17 protein-coding genes and 1 pseudogene are annotated in these 17379 nt (G+C 59.6%); 9 read left to right on the forward strand and 9 right to left on the reverse strand.

The annotated features are described in order from the left end of the window. Positions 1-86 precede the first annotated feature (86 nt). Positions 87-338, reverse strand: a pseudogene (grxC, locus tag AC1DH9_RS10255) (glutaredoxin 3); the annotation flags it as partial. A gap of 1 nt (position 339) precedes the next feature. After that, complete coding sequence (locus AC1DH9_RS10260; protein WP_427544716.1) at positions 340-753, reverse strand: rhodanese-like domain-containing protein; 414 nt, start codon at positions 751-753, stop codon at positions 340-342. Positions 754-904: 151 nt separating this feature from the next. Between AC1DH9_RS10260 and gpmI the strand changes: the two genes are divergently transcribed. The 5 genes from gpmI (at position 905) to AC1DH9_RS10285 (ending at position 7448) form a co-directional block, all read left to right on the forward strand. Continuing rightward, positions 905-2434: a 2,3-bisphosphoglycerate-independent phosphoglycerate mutase gene (gene gpmI / locus AC1DH9_RS10265; RefSeq protein WP_427544714.1), complete on the forward strand. Its 1530-nt coding sequence runs from the start codon at positions 905-907 to the stop codon at positions 2432-2434. A gap of 204 nt (positions 2435-2638) precedes the next feature. After that, a complete protein-coding gene (locus AC1DH9_RS10270) occupies positions 2639-3934 on the forward strand; it encodes a murein hydrolase activator EnvC family protein (RefSeq protein ID WP_427544712.1) in 1296 nt (431 codons plus the stop codon). Between the two features lie 34 nt (positions 3935-3968). Beyond that, positions 3969-5288, forward strand: coding sequence for a S41 family peptidase (locus tag AC1DH9_RS10275; RefSeq protein ID WP_123582053.1), 1320 nt, complete (start codon positions 3969-3971; stop codon positions 5286-5288). Between the two features lies 1 nt (position 5289). After that, positions 5290-6075 carry a divergent polysaccharide deacetylase family protein gene (locus AC1DH9_RS10280; RefSeq protein WP_427544710.1) on the forward strand — a complete coding sequence of 262 codons (786 nt, stop codon included), beginning with the start codon at positions 5290-5292 and terminating at the stop codon, positions 6073-6075. A gap of 119 nt (positions 6076-6194) precedes the next feature. Then, on the forward strand, positions 6195-7448 hold the full coding sequence (locus AC1DH9_RS10285) for a trypsin-like serine peptidase (RefSeq protein WP_427544708.1): 1254 nt from the start codon (positions 6195-6197) through the stop codon (positions 7446-7448). Here AC1DH9_RS10285 and AC1DH9_RS10290 read toward each other — a convergent pair. From AC1DH9_RS10290 to AC1DH9_RS10320, 7 genes are all read right to left on the reverse strand, one after another. Continuing rightward, positions 7429-8184 carry a substrate-binding periplasmic protein gene (locus AC1DH9_RS10290; RefSeq protein ID WP_427544706.1) on the reverse strand — a complete coding sequence of 252 codons (756 nt, stop codon included), beginning with the start codon at positions 8182-8184 and terminating at the stop codon, positions 7429-7431. The genes AC1DH9_RS10285 and AC1DH9_RS10290 overlap by 20 nt on opposite strands. A 66-nt stretch (positions 8185-8250) precedes the next feature. Then, a complete protein-coding gene (gene hisF, locus AC1DH9_RS10295; RefSeq protein ID WP_427544704.1) occupies positions 8251-9021 on the reverse strand; it encodes an imidazole glycerol phosphate synthase subunit HisF in 771 nt (256 codons plus the stop codon). Between the two features lie 9 nt (positions 9022-9030). Continuing rightward, positions 9031-9768 (reverse strand): 1-(5-phosphoribosyl)-5-[(5-phosphoribosylamino)methylideneamino]imidazole-4-carboxamide isomerase, encoded by a 738-nt coding sequence (gene hisA, locus AC1DH9_RS10300; RefSeq protein WP_477808127.1) that lies wholly within the window; start codon positions 9766-9768, stop codon positions 9031-9033. A 102-nt stretch (positions 9769-9870) separates the two neighbouring features. Continuing rightward, on the reverse strand, positions 9871-10128 hold the full coding sequence (locus AC1DH9_RS10305; protein ID WP_427544702.1) for a DUF2164 domain-containing protein: 258 nt from the start codon (positions 10126-10128) through the stop codon (positions 9871-9873). Next, entirely contained in the window at positions 10128-10766 is a 639-nt protein-coding gene (hisH, locus tag AC1DH9_RS10310; protein ID WP_427544700.1) for an imidazole glycerol phosphate synthase subunit HisH, read from the reverse strand. Before hisH ends, AC1DH9_RS10305 begins: the two co-directional genes overlap by 1 nt. Next, on the reverse strand, positions 10766-11359 hold the full coding sequence (hisB, locus tag AC1DH9_RS10315) for an imidazoleglycerol-phosphate dehydratase HisB (RefSeq protein ID WP_071552374.1): 594 nt from the start codon (positions 11357-11359) through the stop codon (positions 10766-10768). The genes hisH and hisB overlap by 1 nt, the downstream gene beginning before the upstream one ends. A gap of 122 nt (positions 11360-11481) precedes the next feature. Continuing rightward, on the reverse strand, positions 11482-13158 hold the full coding sequence (locus AC1DH9_RS10320) for an OFA family MFS transporter (RefSeq protein ID WP_477808128.1): 1677 nt from the start codon (positions 13156-13158) through the stop codon (positions 11482-11484). A gap of 274 nt (positions 13159-13432) precedes the next feature. Between AC1DH9_RS10320 and AC1DH9_RS10325 the strand changes: the two genes are divergently transcribed. The 4 genes from AC1DH9_RS10325 to AC1DH9_RS10340 all read left to right on the forward strand — a co-directional run. Continuing rightward, positions 13433-13831: an acetyl-CoA sensor PanZ family protein gene (locus AC1DH9_RS10325; RefSeq protein ID WP_427544696.1), complete on the forward strand. Its 399-nt coding sequence runs from the start codon at positions 13433-13435 to the stop codon at positions 13829-13831. 82 nt (positions 13832-13913) lie between these two features. Further along, positions 13914-16145: an AsmA family protein gene (locus tag AC1DH9_RS10330; protein WP_427544694.1), complete on the forward strand. Its 2232-nt coding sequence runs from the start codon at positions 13914-13916 to the stop codon at positions 16143-16145. Continuing rightward, entirely contained in the window at positions 16142-17209 is a 1068-nt protein-coding gene (gene mutY / locus AC1DH9_RS10335) for an A/G-specific adenine glycosylase (RefSeq protein WP_103319677.1), read from the forward strand. The genes AC1DH9_RS10330 and mutY overlap by 4 nt, the downstream gene beginning before the upstream one ends. Next, on the forward strand, positions 17206-17379 hold a 174-nt coding region (locus AC1DH9_RS10340; RefSeq protein WP_477808129.1), incomplete at its 3' end, for an oxidative damage protection protein. The genes mutY and AC1DH9_RS10340, both read left to right, overlap by 4 nt.

The raw sequence follows: 17379 nt of genomic DNA on the forward strand, positions 1-17379 counted from the left end.
GCCGTGAGCAGCGCGTCGAGCTTGCCGGCGCGGTCCAGGGCAAACAAATCATCACAACCACCAACGTGGGTGCTGCCGATCCAGATCGCCGTGAGCAGCGCGTCGAGCTTGCCGGCGCGGTCCAGGGCAAACAAATCATCACAACCACCAACGTGGGTGCTGCCGATCCAGATCTGCGGCACGGACGTACGTCCGGCTTTCTGGGCCATCTCGGCACGCACCTGCGGCTTGCCATCGACCTTGATCTCTTCGAAGGCTACGCCCTTGTTCTCGAGCAGGTACTTGGCTCGCGAGCAGTAGGGGCAGTAATCGCTGGAATAGACGACGACATTTTTCATATCACTTCACCAGCGGCAGATTGTCGGCTTTCCAGCTGGAGATCCCGCCGGACAGCTTGGCTGCGATAAAACCGGACTTCAACAACTCGCGAGCGTGAGTACCGGAGTGCTGGCCCAGGGCATCGACCAGAATGATGGTCTTGGCCTTGTGCTTTTCCAGTTCGCCAACGCGAGCGGTCAGTTTGTCCTGCGGAATGTTCAGCGCGCCAACAATGTGACCGGCGGCGAAATCCTTGCTTGGACGGATGTCGACAACGACGCCCTGGTCCTTGTTGACCAGCGCAGTCAGCTCGGCGGTGCTGAGGCTGCGGCCGCCACGGCTCATCTCGCGGGCGATCAACAACGCCAGCAGTACGACGAAGATACCGACGAGCAGATAGTGGTTAGTGGCAAATTCAATCAGGTGAGCAACCATCAAGGAGGTTCCAGGGCGTTAAAATGTCGGCCAGTATACACAGCCACTATGGTGGGCCAAACCCCGTCCGGCGGTGACGCGGTCTGAACTTCGCTTTAAACTGCCACTCCCTTTTTCCATCGCACCTTTAACTTAAGCCAGAGTGGAATCCATGACTACCACGCCTAAACCTTTGGTCCTGATTATTCTCGACGGCTTCGGTCACAGTGAAAGCCAGGAATCCAACGCCGTGTTCGCGGCCAAAAAGCCGGTCCTCGACCGTTTGTACGCCACCGTACCGAACGGCCTGATCTCGGGCTCGGGCATGGACGTCGGCCTGCCGGACGGGCAAATGGGCAACTCCGAAGTCGGCCACATGAACCTCGGCGCAGGCCGTGTGGTGTATCAGGACTTCACCCGCGTGACCAAAGCGATCCGCGATGGCGAGTTCTTCGAAAACCCGACCATCTGCGCCGCGGTGGATAAAGCCGTTGCTGCCGGCAAAGCCGTGCACTTCATGGGCCTGTTGTCCGAAGGCGGCGTGCATAGCCACCAGGATCACCTGATCGCCATGGCCGAACTGGCCTTCAAGCGCGGCGCCGAGAAGATCTACCTGCACGCCTTCCTCGACGGCCGCGACACGCCGCCAAAAAGCGCACAGTCGTCGATCGAGCTGCTGGATGAAGCGTTCAAGACGCTGGGCAAAGGCCGGATCGCCAGCATCATTGGCCGTTACTTCGCCATGGACCGCGACAACCGCTGGGATCGCGTGTCCCAAGCCTACAACCTGATCGTTGACGGTAACGGCGAATTCAACGCCCCCACCGCCCAGCAAGGCCTGCAGGCGGCCTACGAACGTGGCGAGAGCGACGAATTCGTCAAAGCCACCACCATCGGTGAACCGGTCAAGGTCGAAGACGGCGACGCCGTGGTGTTCATGAACTTCCGCGCCGACCGCGCCCGTGAGCTGACCCGGGTATTCGTCGAAGACGATTTCAAGGATTTCGAGCGCGCGCGCCAGCCGAAACTGGCCGGTTTCGTCATGCTGACCCAATACGCCGCCAGCATTCCTGCACCGGCAGCCTTTGCGCCAGGCAGCCTGGAAAACGTGCTGGGCGACTATTTGGCGAAAAACGGCAAAACCCAGCTGCGCATCGCCGAAACCGAAAAATACGCTCACGTGACCTTCTTTTTCTCCGGTGGTCGCGAAGAACCGTTCCCGGGCGAAGAGCGCATCCTGATCCCGTCGCCGAAAGTCGCCACCTATGACTTGCAGCCAGAAATGAGCGCACCGGAAGTCACCGACAAGATCGTCGACGCGATCGAAAACCAGCGCTACGACGTGATCGTGGTCAACTACGCCAACGGCGACATGGTCGGCCACAGCGGCGTGTTCGATGCTGCGGTGAAAGCCGTCGAGTGCCTGGACCTGTGCGTTGGCCGCATCGTCGATGCCCTGGAAAAAGTCGGCGGCGAAGCACTGATCACCGCCGACCACGGCAACGTCGAGCAAATGTCCGACGAATCCACCGGCCAGGCGCACACCGCTCACACCACTGAACCAGTACCGTTCATCTACGTCGGCAAACGCAACCTCAAGGTTCGCGAAGGCGGCGTACTGGCAGACGTGGCACCGACCATGCTCAAACTACTGGGCCTTGCGAAACCTGAGGAGATGACGGGTACGTCGATCCTGGTGTAATCAAACAAGGGGGGATTGCTTAAATCCCCCCTGACACACCACAAATCAACTGTGGGAGCGGGCTTGCTCGCTCCCACACTGGTTTTTCATTGTTTTCACCCCCCAACCTGCTCCAGTTATCACACAGCCCGAATTGGACGTTTTTTTTACAGTCTTGGCCGGGCATACTAGGCTGTCTTTTTTCCCCTGGTGTCGCCCGCCTCTATGCTCCGCGCCCTGATTGCCCTTGCCCTGACCTGCTTGCTCCATCCGGCGTTTGCCGATGAGCGCGCGCAAACCCAGCAACAGTTGGACGCCACGCGTCAGGATATTGCCGAGCTGAAAAAGCTGCTGGGCAAGTTGCAGGAAGAAAAGTCCGGCGTGCAAAAGGAGCTCAAAGGCACCGAGACCGAGATGGGCAAGCTCGAGAAGCAGGTCGATGCCCTGCAAAAAGAGCTGAAGAAAAGCGAATCCGAGATACAGCGACTCGATGGTGAGAAAAAAAAACTCCAGAGCGCGCGCATTGAACAGCAACGACTGATCGCCATTCAGGCCCGCGCGGCCTATCAGAACGGCCGCCAGGAGTACCTGAAGCTGCTGCTCAACCAGCAGAACCCGGAAAAATTCGCCCGCACCCTCACCTATTACGACTACCTGAGCCAGGCGCGCCTGGAGCAGTTAAAGAACTTCAACGAAACCCTGCGCCAGCTGGCCAACGTCGAGCAGGACATCTCCCTGCAACAAGCCCAGTTGCTGGTGCAGAAAAGCAGCCTCGACAGCCAGCGCGACGAACTCGACAAAGTCCGCAAGGAGCGTCAGCAAGTCCTGGCCAAGCTTAACGATGACGTGAAAGCCCGCGACCAGAAGCTGCAAGCCCGCGAGCAGGATCAGGCCGATCTGTCTAAAGTACTCAAAACCATCGAGGAAACCCTGGCCCGCCAGGCCCGTGAGGCAGAAGAAGCGCGACAAAAAGCGCTGATCGCCCAGCAGGAAGCCGAAAAAAAGCGTTTACGTGAGGCTCAGGCCCGGGCTGAAGCCCCTACTGATGCCCCACGCAAACCCGCCAAGCCGACACCCGGCGCACTGGTTTCAAGTGCAGGCGAGTCCTTCGGCGGACCCTTTGCTTCAGCCCGCGGAAAACTTCCGTGGCCTGTCGATGGTCGATTGCTTGCGCGTTTCGGTGAAACCCGTGGTGACGATGCCCGAACCAAGTGGGACGGCGTGATGATCAGCGCCTCTGCAGGCAGCCAGGTGCATGCCGTACACGGCGGCCGCGTGGTGTTTGCCGACTGGTTGCGCGGCGCCGGTTTGCTGGTGATCCTCGACCACGGCAATGGTTTTTTGAGTTTGTACGGCCACAACCAGACGCTGCTTAAAGCGGCCGGTGACGTGGTCAAGGCCGGTGAATCCATCTCCACTGTCGGTAACAGTGGTGGCCAGGACACACCTGCTCTGTATTTCGCTATTCGTCAGCAGGGTCACCCGAGTGATCCAGCACAATGGTGCCGCGCGCAAGGATAGGCGTTGAGTCACCTACATTAGGAGTTCGTTCGACATGCTGCATTTGTCCCGCCTCAATTCGCTGGCCCTGACGATCGCTCTGGTGATCGGTGCGCCGTTGGCGTTTGCCGCTCAACCGGCCCCGGCGGTTGCGCCTGCGGGCACTGCCGCGACCACCAAGGCGCCATTGCCGTTGGAAGAGCTGCGCACCTTTGCCGAGGTCATGGATCGGATCAAGGCTGCCTATGTCGAACCGGTTGACGACAAGACCCTGCTGGAAAATGCCATCAAGGGCATGCTCAGCAACCTCGACCCGCACTCCGCCTACCTCGGCCCGGAAGACTTTGCCGAGCTGCAGGAAAGCACCAGCGGCGAATTCGGCGGCCTGGGTATCGAAGTCGGCGCCGAAGACGGCTTCATCAAAGTCGTTTCGCCGATCGATGACACGCCAGCCTCCAAGGCCGGCATCCAGGCCGGTGACTTCATCGTCAAGATCAACGGCCAGCCAACCCGCGGCCAGAGCATGACCGAAGCCGTGGACAAGATGCGCGGCAAGATCGGCGAGAAGATCACTCTGACTCTGGTGCGCGACGGTGGTGCACCGTTCGACGTGACGCTGACCCGCGCGACCATTCAGGTCAAGAGCGTGAAGAGCCAGTTGCTGGATTCGGGCTACGCCTACATCCGCATCACCCAGTTCCAGGTCAAGACCGGCGAAGAGGTCTCCAAGGCCCTGGCCAAGTTGCGCAAGGACAATGGCAAGAAGCTCAGCGGCATCGTGCTTGATCTGCGCAACAACCCCGGCGGCGTGCTGCAAGCAGCGGTGGAAGTGGTCGACCACTTCATCACCAAAGGCCTGATCGTTTACACCAAGGGTCGCATCGCCAACTCCGAACTGCGCTTCTCTGCCACCGGCAAGGACGAAAGCGAAGCGGTGCCCATGGTCGTGCTGATCAACGGCGGTAGCGCCTCGGCTTCGGAAATTGTCGCCGGCGCCTTGCAGGATCAAAAACGCGCAGTGGTCATGGGCACCACCAGTTTCGGTAAAGGTTCGGTGCAGACCGTGCTGCCACTGAACAACGACCGTGCGTTGAAGATCACCACCGCGTTGTACTTCACACCGAACGGGCGTTCGATCCAGGCCCAAGGCATCGTTCCGGACATCGAAGTGCGCAAGGCCAAGATCACCAACGAGCAGGACGGCGAGTACTTCAAGGAAGCCGATCTGCAAGGTCACCTGGGCAATGGCAACGGCGGCGCCGACAAACCGACCAAGTCCAGCGGCAAAGCCAAACCGATGCCACAGGACGACGATTACCAATTGGCCCAGGCCCTGAGCCTGCTCAAAGGCCTGAGCATCACTCGCGGCCACTGAGATGCGCTTGCGGGTCATCCTCAGTCTGCTGTGTTGTCTGGCGGGTGCTGCTCATGCGGCGCCTGTCGAGACGGCGGCGCCACACAAGGCCTACCTGAGCCTGATCATCGATGACCTGGGGCAAAACCTGCCGCGCGACCGCCGCGTGCTGGCGCTGCCCGGACCGGTGACCACGGCAATCATGCCCGACACTCCCCACGCTGCCGAATTTGCCCGCGAGGCCCACCGCGCCGGCAAGATAGTCATTTTGCATATGCCCATGGACCCGGCCACCGGCCCGTTCGCCTGGCATCCCGAACTCCCCATCGAAGAGCTGGAAAAACGCCTGAACGCGGCATTCAACGCCGTGCCCTATACCAGCGGCATCAACAACCACATGGGCAGCCGCATGACCGCCCAGCAACCGGCCATGATCTGGCTGATGGCCGAGCTGCAACGTCGGCACAAGTTCTTTGTCGACAGCCGTACCAGCGCCCAGACAGTCGCCGCCGCCGAGGCGCAGAAGATCGGTTTGGCGAGTGTTTCGCGCGATGTGTTTCTCGATGACGAGCGCACCGAGGGCGCAATCTTCACTCAGCTACAGACCGCCATCAGCCTGGCTCATAAGCAAGGCTCTGCGGTGATGATCGGCCACCCTTATCCACAAACCCTGGCGGTGCTTGAGCGCGAACTGCCCAAGCTCAAGGCCCAGGGCATCGACTGGATCGATATCAAGTTGATGATCAGCGTGCGCAGCAATCGCGCGACGGCGGCCCATGGCACCGATGGGAACTACCGCAACCGCTGAAACGCACCACCGAGCCTCGGACTCAGGCCTTCTGCGATGCAATAACTATCTATGCCTTCAGGTACTCAGGCACGTGCCAGGATAAAGCTCGCCCCGAATTTCATCCCCAAGGAATGGCCATGAAATACATCAATCATCTAGTCCTTTACTGCCTGCTGATCACCAGCACCTGCCTGCAAGCGCGGGACCTGGGAGAGGGTGCCGCCAACGAGTCAGCCTCAAAGGCACTGCAAAACAGCGATAAGCGCTACGCACTCTGGAGCGGTATCGGACGCCTGACCTTCAGTTCCGGCGCTTCATGCACCGCCTCCCTGCTCGACACCCGAAACAGCGAAGGCAAAGCCGTAGGGCCTGCGTATCTGATCACCAGCGGTCATTGCGTGCTCTACGAATACGGTACCGCACGCACCAACGTGCCCATCGTCGCGAACATCACCTTCAACTACTTTTATGACGAACCTGAGCGGCAGACCACCTACCCGGTACGCACCGCTCTTTGGAGCAGCACTGTCGGCACCGATCTCGCAGTAATCAAGGTTGAGCGCTCACTGGCGAGCCTCATCAATTCAGGTGTCAAACCACTCAAACTTGCCGCCCACCAGAGCGACGAGAGTCGCGACGTGCTGAATATTGGAGCTCCACCAGGGTTCACCGAACAAGGCCTGCGCATGAGCGCTTGCTCGGAACAATCGGCCGGTAGCTTTATCGGGCATCCGGGTGTATTTCCCCAGGCATTCAGAAATCGATGCGACGCAATCCGCGGCGGCAGCTCCGGAAGTCCGATGCTGGATCGTAGCAACAGTGATATCACCAGCATCGTCAGCAAGTACGCATTGGCTGCCGACGGAACAGACCGATCAGAGTGCAGTTACAGCGACTCCTGCGAGGCGAGCACCTACAACTACAGCTACGCCGCCAACTTTCTGCACTACTGTTTTATCAATGGTGTGTTCGACGGCAACTCGACAAACTGCCAGTTGCAACCCGTGGACATCGCAATCGAGGAGCCCTGGAACATCCGAAGCCACGTCTACATGGAACGGCGCACTGGCCAGGGCAATATTTTGCCAACCTGGAACTACAGGTTCTCTATCAGCTCACCCTTCTATCGATACAAAACTGCACGCAATGCAAAAGACTGTCGTATACCCAGTCATTACAGTGCAGCCTTTGACTCCGCCACGCCCTATATCAATCGGACCATAGGGCCTCAAACCGGTGTCCATGTGCTATGTATCATTGGAGTCGATAGCGCAGAACAACCCATCACCACTGCATTGTTACGCAATGCATTCACGTGGGCGGTCTACCTTGTTGAGCGCACATCAGTTGCTGGAAATGCACTGAACGCTATCAGAGATACCGCGCCATGATGTCGTCCACCACGCCTTCTTTGCGCAACTGATCCAGCGCGGCCTGAAGCCTGGCGACGATTTCGTCGGACACGTCTTTGTTCAGCGCCAGATAAAGTTGGGCGCTGTTGAAACGCAGCACGGTCTTGAGGCCTGTCACACCGTCCTGCCGAGCCAGGTAACGGCCAGCAGGATCTCCCGTCGCCCAAAGGTCGATCTGGCCATTGACCAGCTTCTTCGCGTTGTCCTGATCGCGCAGCACCACGATCGGTTTCAGACCCTGCTTGGCCAACGTTTCGGCGATCGCATCACCCTTGTAGGCACCGATCTTGTACTTGCGCGCCTGCGCCAGCGACTCGAGGGTGATCTTGCTGTCAGCCTTGGCCAGCATGATCCAGTCGTCCGGACCAATCGGGCCGACCCATTTGAAGAGTTTCTCGCGGTCCGGCAGTCGCGCCATGACGAACACGCCATACCCGGGGTTCTCCAGGGCGAGTTTGTAGATTCGCTCCCAAGGAAAACGCAGGGTCAGGCTGTAAGTGATTTCAGCGCGGTTGAACATCTCGCGGACGACGTCCACGGCGATGCCATTGATGTTGTCTTCCTGAGCGAAGTTCTTGCCGTTCTTCGCCATGTTGTAAGGCGGGAAGTTTTCCGTCAGCAGCACCAGATCGGTACCGGTTTTTTCTGCAGCACGTGCAGCGCCAGCCAGTAATAACGAGGCGCTGGCGAGTACCAGGAGAAGACGTTTGAGCATGACGGTTTACCGGAATCCATGGCGTGCCCAAGCTTGCCCTGAGCCCGCCATGCTGTCCACTGGCCTTTATCGGACGCAGATACCGCGTTGCGCCATATAAGCCTTGGCTTCCGGCACGGTGTATTCGCCGAAGTGGAAAATACTCGCTGCCAACACTGCGCTGGCATGACCTTCGAGAATACCGTCAGCCAGATGCTGCAAATTGCCGACGCCGCCGGAGGCGATCACCGGAATCCCCAGTGCATCGCTGATGGCACGCGTGACGCCCAGGTCGAAGCCGTTTTTCATGCCGTCCTGGTCCATGCTGGTCAGCAGGATTTCGCCAGCACCCAGACCTTCCATCTTCTTCGCCCACTCCACCGCATCCAGCCCGGTAGGTTTGCGACCGCCGTGGGTGAAGATCTCCCAGCGCGGGGTTTCGCCCGGCAGTGAAACTTTCTTGGCGTCGATGGCGACAACGATGCATTGCGAGCCGAAATGCTGCGCCGCTTCGCCAACGAAATCTGGATTGAACACCGCTGCAGTGTTGATCGAGACCTTGTCGGCGCCGGCATTGAGCAGGTTGCGGATGTCTTGCACGGTGCGCACGCCACCGCCGACGGTCAGCGGGATGAACACCTGGCTGGCCATGCGCTCGACGGTATGCAACGTGGTATCGCGGCCATCGACGCTGGCGGTGATGTCGAGAAAGGTAATCTCGTCGGCACCCTGCTCGTCGTAGCGACGGGCGATTTCCACCGGATCGCCGGCGTCACGGATGTTCTCGAACTTCACACCTTTGACGACCCGGCCGTTATCCACGTCCAGGCAAGGAATGATGCGTTTGGCCAGCGCCATGGTAAGTCCTCAGCCTTTGTACGAATCGYAGAAAGCTTGCGCTTCAGCGACGTCGAGGGTGCCTTCGTAAATCGCCCGGCCGGTGATGGCGCCGATGATCCCCGGCGCCTTGGCGTCGAGCAGCGACTTGATGTCACCCAGGTTGTGAATACCGCCGGACGCAATCACCGGAATCCGCGTGGCGGCGGCCAGTGCTGCGGTGTACGACACGTTGCAGCCCTGCATCATGCCGTCTTTGGCGATATCGGTATAAACGATCGCAGACACGCCGTYGGCTTCAAACTGCTTCGCCAGGTCGATGACCTGCACAGTGCTGATTTCAGCCCAACCGTCGGTGGCGACAAAACCGTCCTTCGCATCCAGACCAACGATAACTTTGCCCGGGAAGGCGCGGCAGGCTTCGGCGACGAAGGCCGGATCTTTCACGGCTTTGGTGCCGATGATCACGTAGCTCACGCCCGCTTTCACGTAGTGTTCAATGGTTTCCAGCGAGCGGATACCACCGCCGATCTGAATCGGCAGGTTCGGGTAGCGCTTGGCGATCGCGGTGACCACTTCGCCGTTGACTGGCTGGCCTTCAAAGGCGCCGTTCAGGTCGACCAGATGCAGACGACGGCAACCGCCCTCTACCCACTTGGCAGCCATGCTCACCGGGTCATCGGAGAACACTGTGGAATCTTCCATGCGGCCCTGGCGCAGACGTACGCAGGCACCGTCTTTAAGATCGATAGCGGGAATAATCAGCATGCTTTTTCCTTCGTCAAAAGAGCTGCAAGCTGCAAGCCATAAGCTGCAAGCGCGCACGCGTGTGTACTTCTTGCAGCTTGCAGCTTGAAGCTTGCCGCTGCCCTAATTCTTCTCGAGCGCCCACAAGTCGCTTTCGATGCTTTCGAACCTCTCTTTGAGGTGCGCCAGCACATCGAAAATCGCCCTGTTGTAATAGTGCGGAGCAATTTCGCGGGTAAACAGCTCAAGAATTTCAGCCGCCTCGAACGAGCCAAGGTCAAGTTCGAAGCGGTCTTCCATGAAACGCTTGATCTTGCTGTTGGCCTCGTTCTCTTGCTCGGGTGTGAGCGTGAGGATCGGCGGCTTTTTCTTGATAGCCATTACCAACGACCGTCCCACGCAGCGAAGTTCTGCAGCAATTGCAGGCCATGGGTATGGCTCTTCTCCGGGTGGAACTGCACAGCGAAACGCGAACCTTCGGCCAGCGCCGCGGCGAAATCGACACCGTAGTGACCACTACCCACAACCTGCCGCGGATTGCCGGCGGCGATGTAGTAGCTGTGCACGAAGTAGAAACGCGCCAGGTCCGGGATGTTGTGCCACAGCGGATGACTCACCGTCTGCTTCACTTCGTTCCAGCCCATGTGCGGGACTTTCAGGTGTTCGCCGTCTTCATGCAGACCTTTGCCGAAGAACTTCACCTGGCCGGGAAACAGGCCGATGCAGTCGACGCCGTCGTTTTCTTCACTGTGCTCGAGCAAGGCTTGCATGCCCACGCAAATGCCGAGGAACGGACGGTCCTGGCTGACTTCACGCACCAGCGAGTCGAAGCCCAGGCGACGGATCTCCGCCATGCAATCGCGAATCGCGCCCACACCGGGGAACACCACCCGGTCGGCTTCGCGAATCACGCTAGCGTCGCTGGTGATCAGCACCTTGCCGGCACCGACGTGCTCGAGGGCCTTGGCCACCGAGTGCAGGTTGCCCATGCCGTAATCGATAACCGCGACCGTCTGCATTACAGCACGCCCTTGGTCGAAGGCATTTGCCCGGCCATGCGCTCATCCAGCTCGACGGCCATGCGCAATGCGCGACCGAAAGCCTTGAACACGGTTTCGATCTGGTGGTGGGTGTTGTGCCCACGCAGATTGTCGATGTGCAAGCTGACGTTGGCGTGGTTGACGAAGCCCTGGAAAAATTCCTGGAACAGGTCGACATCGAAGCCGCCGACAGTCGCGCGGGTATATGGCACGTGCATCTGCAGGCCAGGACGGCCGGAGAAATCGATCACCACGCGCGACAGCGCTTCATCGAGCGGCACATAGGCGTGGCCGTAACGACGGATGCCTTTTTTGTCGCCGATGGCTTTGGTGAAAGCCTGACCCAGCGTGATACCGACGTCTTCCACCGTGTGGTGGTCGTCGATATGCAGGTCACCCTTGCACTCGATATCCAGGTCGATCAGCCCGTGACGGGCGATCTGGTCCAGCATGTGCTCAAGGAAGGGAACACCGATATCAAATCGGGCCTTTCCGGTGCCATCCAGGTTGATCGAGGCTTTGATCTGGGTTTCCAGAGTGTCGCGCTCGACTGACGCCTTACGTTCGGCCATCACCAGCTCCGCAAAATCATTGGGCGAAAAAGGCAACCATTATAGGGGCGCGGACGCCAAACAGAAACACGCGAGGTGATATCCCTGACGGGCTGAACCCAATGCCGCCGGGGCTATACATGTCAGTACAAGCCAGCAAACCCAGAATCTGTGTATACGCAGATCCAATGTGGGAGCGAGCCTGCTCGCGATAGCGGCCTGACAATCAACAGAGATGTTGACGCCAATGGCACGCTACCCGAGGAGGCTTTCCACTCCAGCACGGTCGTGCTGTTCGCGCCCTTGTCGTGACCCAGCGCCTGTTCGGCGGCCAGCTCGGCATCGGTCATGAAGTATTTATCCGCCACCGGGCGCACCAGCAGGTTGCAGAGGAAACCCAGCACCAGCAGGCCCGCGAGGATGTACAGGGTAATGTCATACGCAGCCGCGCGTTCGACGCCGATGCTCAACTGGTACTCACGCAGGTAGTTCACCAACACCGGGCCGAGCACGCCGGCAGCGGCCCAGGCAGTCAGCAGACGACCGTGGATCGCACCGACCATTTGCGTACCGAACAGATCTGCCAGGTACGCCGGAACCGTCGCAAAACCACCGCCGTACATCGACAGAATGATGCAGAACGCCGCCACAAACAGCGCGATGTTGCCCAGATGGCCGAGGTTCGGGATCAACGCATACAGGGCAAAACCCAGGGCGAAGAACACGAAGTAGGTATTTTTACGCCCCAGGTAATCGGAGAACGACGCCCAGAAGAACCGTCCACCGATGTTGAACAGACTCAGCAAACCGGTGAAACCGGCAGCGATTGCAGCGATCGACGCCAATTGCGAAGCGTCCAGCTGACCGAAGGTCAGGTCGTTACCGAGCAATTTACCGGCGAATACTTCCTGCAACAGCGGCGAAGCCATGCCGAGGATACCGATACCCGCCGACACGTTCAGGCACAGCACCAGCCACACCAGACGGAACTGCGGGGTTTTCCACGCAACGTTAACGTGCACGTGACGGTGAGTGATCATCGCGTTCGCGGCTTTTTTCGCCGGTGCGGTCCAGCCCTCAGGCTTCCAGCCGGTCGGCGGAACGCGGTACGACAGCGCACCGCCGATCATGAACACAAAGTAGATCGCAGCCATCACCAGGAAGCTCTGCCACACGCCGACGCCAGCCGGCGAAGCGAAATGGCCCATCAGCGCAGCCGCCAGCGGAGCACCGACCATCGCACCGCCACCGAAGCCCATGATCGCCATGCCGGTCGCCATGCCGCGCTTGTCCGGGAACCACTTGATCAACGTCGAGACCGGCGAGATGTAGCCCAGCCCCAGGCCAATCCCGCCGATGACGCCGGAGCCGATCCACATCAGCCAGATCTGGTGGGTATACACCCCCAACGCGGAAATCAGCAGACCGCCGCACCAGCACAATGCCGAAACAACACCGGCCTTGCGTGGCCCGGCATGCTCCAGCCAGCCACCCCAGATCGCTGCCGAGCAGCCGAGGAAGATGAAGAACAGGGTGTAGATCCAGCCGAGCATCGAGATCGGCCAATCACACTGGGACGAAAAAATCTGTGCGATGAAGCTCATGTCGGGTGCGCAAGCCACCGGCGCAGTCACGCCGAGGGCTTTGGACAGCGGCAGCCAGAACACCGAAAAACCGTAGGCCATGCCGATGCACAGGTGGATGGCCAGCGCGGCCGGTGGAACCAGCCAACGGTTGAAACCGGGCCTGGCGATGATCCGCTCCTTGGACAGGAACGCTGACTGGGCGGGAATAATCCCCGCCTCGGTACTCGTGCTCATTTGTGTTTCCCCCAATTATTAGTATGGTTCGCCAGACACTCTTCACTCTCGGCCTTGTTGCACGCAGGCATGACCGTTTTATCGAGTAGAGCTCCGTTCGGGCGCGACGACCGGTCGCAGAAGGACYGACGAACGGACAAAGATTACCATTTGCCCGTGACAGAAAAACCAAACTGATATCACCTTTTATGTGACATCTGTTCCGATCACACGCTAAAAAACCGTTTCACCCATTGACGGGTAATGCCCGGACAACCTTTTCACAGGAAACCCTATGCCCATCGTTGTCGAATCGCTGAACGAACCCAGCTATCAGGATCAGCAGGATCTGCAGAAGATCTACCACGACGCACCGCACTGGCTGCTGGCTCCGTTCAACGATCAGGCGCAACTGATTGAACACAGCCTGCGCGACGGCTCGCTGATCGCCGGACGCTTCAATGACCGACTGCTTGGTGCGGCGCGTCTGCACCGGCAGCAGGACATCTGGCAGCTATCCCATTTGTGCGTGCGAAAAATCACCCGTCGCCGTGGCGTGGCTGAACGCCTGGTTAGCGAAGCGCAAAAAATGGCCGAGCTCGCGGGGGCCAAATTGCACTTGCAGGCCCCGGCCGGGCACCTCGAAGCCCAGGCACTGGCCGCCAAGCTCAAATTGCCGCTGGACCAGCTCTAGAGTGATCACTGACCAGTCGTCGGTTTCGGGGCGCTATACTCCCTGGCTAAATTCGACATTGACTCATTACAAGGACTCGCCCATGAAAGCGTTCGGCAAAATCCTGGGTTTGGTACTTCTCGGGTTGTTGCTGATCATTGTGGCGCTGGGCTTTGCCCTGACCCACTTCTTCGATCCCAACGACTACAAAGACGAGATCCGCCAAATTGCCCGCGACAAGGCCCACATCGAGCTGACGCTCAATGGCGATATCGGCTGGAGCCTGTTCCCCTGGCTCGGCCTTGAACTGCACGAAGCCGGCGTCGCGACCCTGGCCAACCCGACYCAGCCGTTTGCCGACCTGCAAATGCTTGGTCTGTCCGTACGGGTGCTGCCGTTGCTGCGCCGCGAAGTGCAGATGAGCGATGTCCGCGTCGAGGGCCTGAACCTGCGCCTCAACCGTGACAAGAATGGCCACGGTAACTGGGAAGACATCGGCAAGGTTCCGCCTGTCGCCGCCAAGGTTGATGCGTCGGTTACAGGCAGCACCAGCGAGCCGGTCGCCGAAATACCCGCCACTGCGGAAAAACCGGCCCAACCGATTCGTCTCGACATCGACAGCCTGACCGTGAACAACGCGCGGGTTGAATACAACGACGAGCAAACCGGTAAGCAATTCAGCGCCGAAAGCATCCAGCTGAGCACCGGCCCGGTGCATGACGCGACCAACATTCAGGTCAAGCTGACAGCATTCCTGGCCAGCAACCAGCCGGACGTGCGGGTGCGCACCGAACTCAGCGGCGAGCTGCGTTTCGAGCGTGCCCTCCAGCGTTACCAGTTCGACGATATGAAACTGGCAGGCGAAATCTCCGGCGAACCGCTGCAAGGCAAGATCGTGACCTATGCCGCTCAAGGCCAACTGCTGTTGGATAAAGCAGCGAACGTCGCCGAATGGACCGGCATCAAGATCTCTGCCAACCAGTTGCGCGCGCTCGGCGAACTGAAAGTCAACAACCTGGACAAAACCCCGCAAATCAGCGGCGGTGTGTCGATTGCGCAATTCGACCTGGCAAAATTTGTCGACAGCATTGGCCAGAAACTCCCGGCCATGGCCGAGGGCAGCCTGAGCAAAGTCGAACTGGTCAGCCGTCTGGCGGGTACCCCGAGCAGCGTGGTGCTGGACGATCTCAACCTGAAAGTCGACGACAGCAGCTTCAGCGGGCGTATCGCTGTCGAGGATTTCGCCAAGCAATCACTGCGCGTGCAACTCAAGGGCGACACCTTCAACGCTGATCGCTACCTGCCGCCAAAATCCGCCGAAGCCAACAGCGCAGCAGTGGCTCGTCAGTCGGAAGTCAGCAGCACCGAGACCAACGCACTGGCCGGCGCTGGCAGCACACCACTGCCGAACGCCCCCACCAAAGACGCCTGGAGCAGCGACAAACTGATTCCGTCGGAACGCCTGAGCAAGCTTGATCTGGATGCAGACCTGACCTTCGGCCAACTGACCCTCGACAAGCTGTCGATCCAGAATGCCGCGCTGAAAGCCAATGGCCAGGGCGGCCTGCTGACCCTGGAAAACCTGCGCGGCGATCTCTACAACGGCAACTTCGCCGCCAAGGGCACGCTGGATGTACGCCAACCCGTGCCGTTGCTGAGCATGCAAACGCAGATCAGCAAAGTCCCGGTGGAGAACATTCTCGAAAGCCAAGGGAAAAAACCGCCAGTCAAAGGCCTGGTCACGCTCAACAGCAACCTGACCGCCAGCGGCAACAGCCAGAAAGCACTGATCGACAGCCTCAACGGCACCGCCAGTTTTGTGCTCAATAACGGCGTGCTGCTCAACGCCAACCTTGAGCAACAGCTGTGCAAAGGCATCGCCACCCTGAACCACAAAACCCTCAGTGGCGAACCGCATGGCAAGGACACCCCCTTTCAGGAACTCAAGGGCAACCTGACGTTACGCAATGGCGTGGCCAGCAATCCGGACCTGAAAGTCCGCATCCCGGGCATGACCGTCAACGGCAACGGTGACGTCGACCTGCGTGTGCTGGGCATGGATTACCGCATCGGCATCATCGTCGAAGGCGACAAGAGTGACATGCCGGACCCGGCCTGCCAGGTCAACGAGCGTTACGCTGGCATCGAGTGGCCATTGCGCTGCCGAGGACCACTGGAGCTCGGTGCCAAGGCCTGCCGCCTGGACAACGAGCGCCTCGGCCAGGTCGCGGGCAAGTTGGCGGGCGACAAGCTCGGCGAAAAAATCGATGAGAAACTCGGCGACAAAGTCAGTCCAGAACTGAAAAACGCCCTCAAGGGGTTGTTCAAGCGATGAAAGCCGAGCAGTTCTCAACCGCGGTGCTGGACTGGTACGACCGCCATGGCCGTCACGACCTGCCCTGGCAACAGGGCATCACCCCGTATCGGGTGTGGGTCTCCGAAATCATGCTGCAGCAAACTCAAGTCAGCACCGTGCTGAACTACTTCGACCGGTTCATGGCGTCGTTGCCAACGGTCGAAGCCCTGGCCGCCGCGCCGGAAGATGAAGTGCTGCACCTGTGGACCGGACTGGGTTACTACACCCGCGCCCGCAACCTGCAAAAAACCGCGAAGATCGTCGTTGCCGAGTACGGCGGCGAGTTTCCCCGGGATGTCGAAAAACTCACTGACTTGCCGGGCATCGGCCTGTCCACTGCGGGCGCCATCGCCAGCCTGAGCATGGGCCTGCGCGCGCCGATTCTCGACGGCAACGTCAAACGGGTGCTTGCGCGCTTTACCGCGCAAGAGGGCTACCCCGGCGAACCAAAGGTTGCCAAACAGCTGTGGGCCAACGCTGAGCGCTTTACACCTTATGATCGAGTCAACGCCTACACCCAGGCGATGATGGACCTGGGCGCGACGCTCTGCACCCGCAGCAAGCCAAGTTGCCTGCTGTGTCCACTGGAAAAGGGCTGCGAAGCGCACATGCTCGGCCTGGAGACCCGCTACCCGATTCCCAAACCGCGCAAAACGGTGCCACAGAAGCGCACGCTGATGCCGATGCTCGCCAACCGCGACGGCGCCATTCTGCTTTACCGCCGCCCTTCCACGGGCTTGTGGGGCGGTTTGTGGAGCCTGCCGGAACTCGACGATCTCGGTGATCTGGAACATCTGGCACTGCAACACTCGCTGGAACTGGGCAAGCACGTTGAACTGCCGAGCCTGGTGCACACCTTCAGCCATTTCCAACTGGCTATCGAACCCTGGCTGGTCCAGGTCCAGGAGGCCGGCCATCACGTGGCCGAGGCCGACTGGCTCTGGTATAACCTCGCCACCCCGCCGCGCCTGGGCCTTGCCGCTCCGGTGAAAAAACTGCTGAAGCGCGCGGCCGATGTATTGAACGCAGGAGAGTCGTCATGACCCGCACCATCATGTGCCGCAAGTACAAAGAACAATTACCAGGCCTGGAGCGCGCTCCGTTCCCGGGCGCCAAAGGTCAGGACATTTTTGACCACGTCTCGGCCAAGGCCTGGGCCGACTGGCAAAAACACCAGACCCTGCTGATCAACGAAAAACGCCTGAACATGATG

The sequence above is a fragment of the Pseudomonas sp. 05T35 genome, assembly GCF_056396605.1.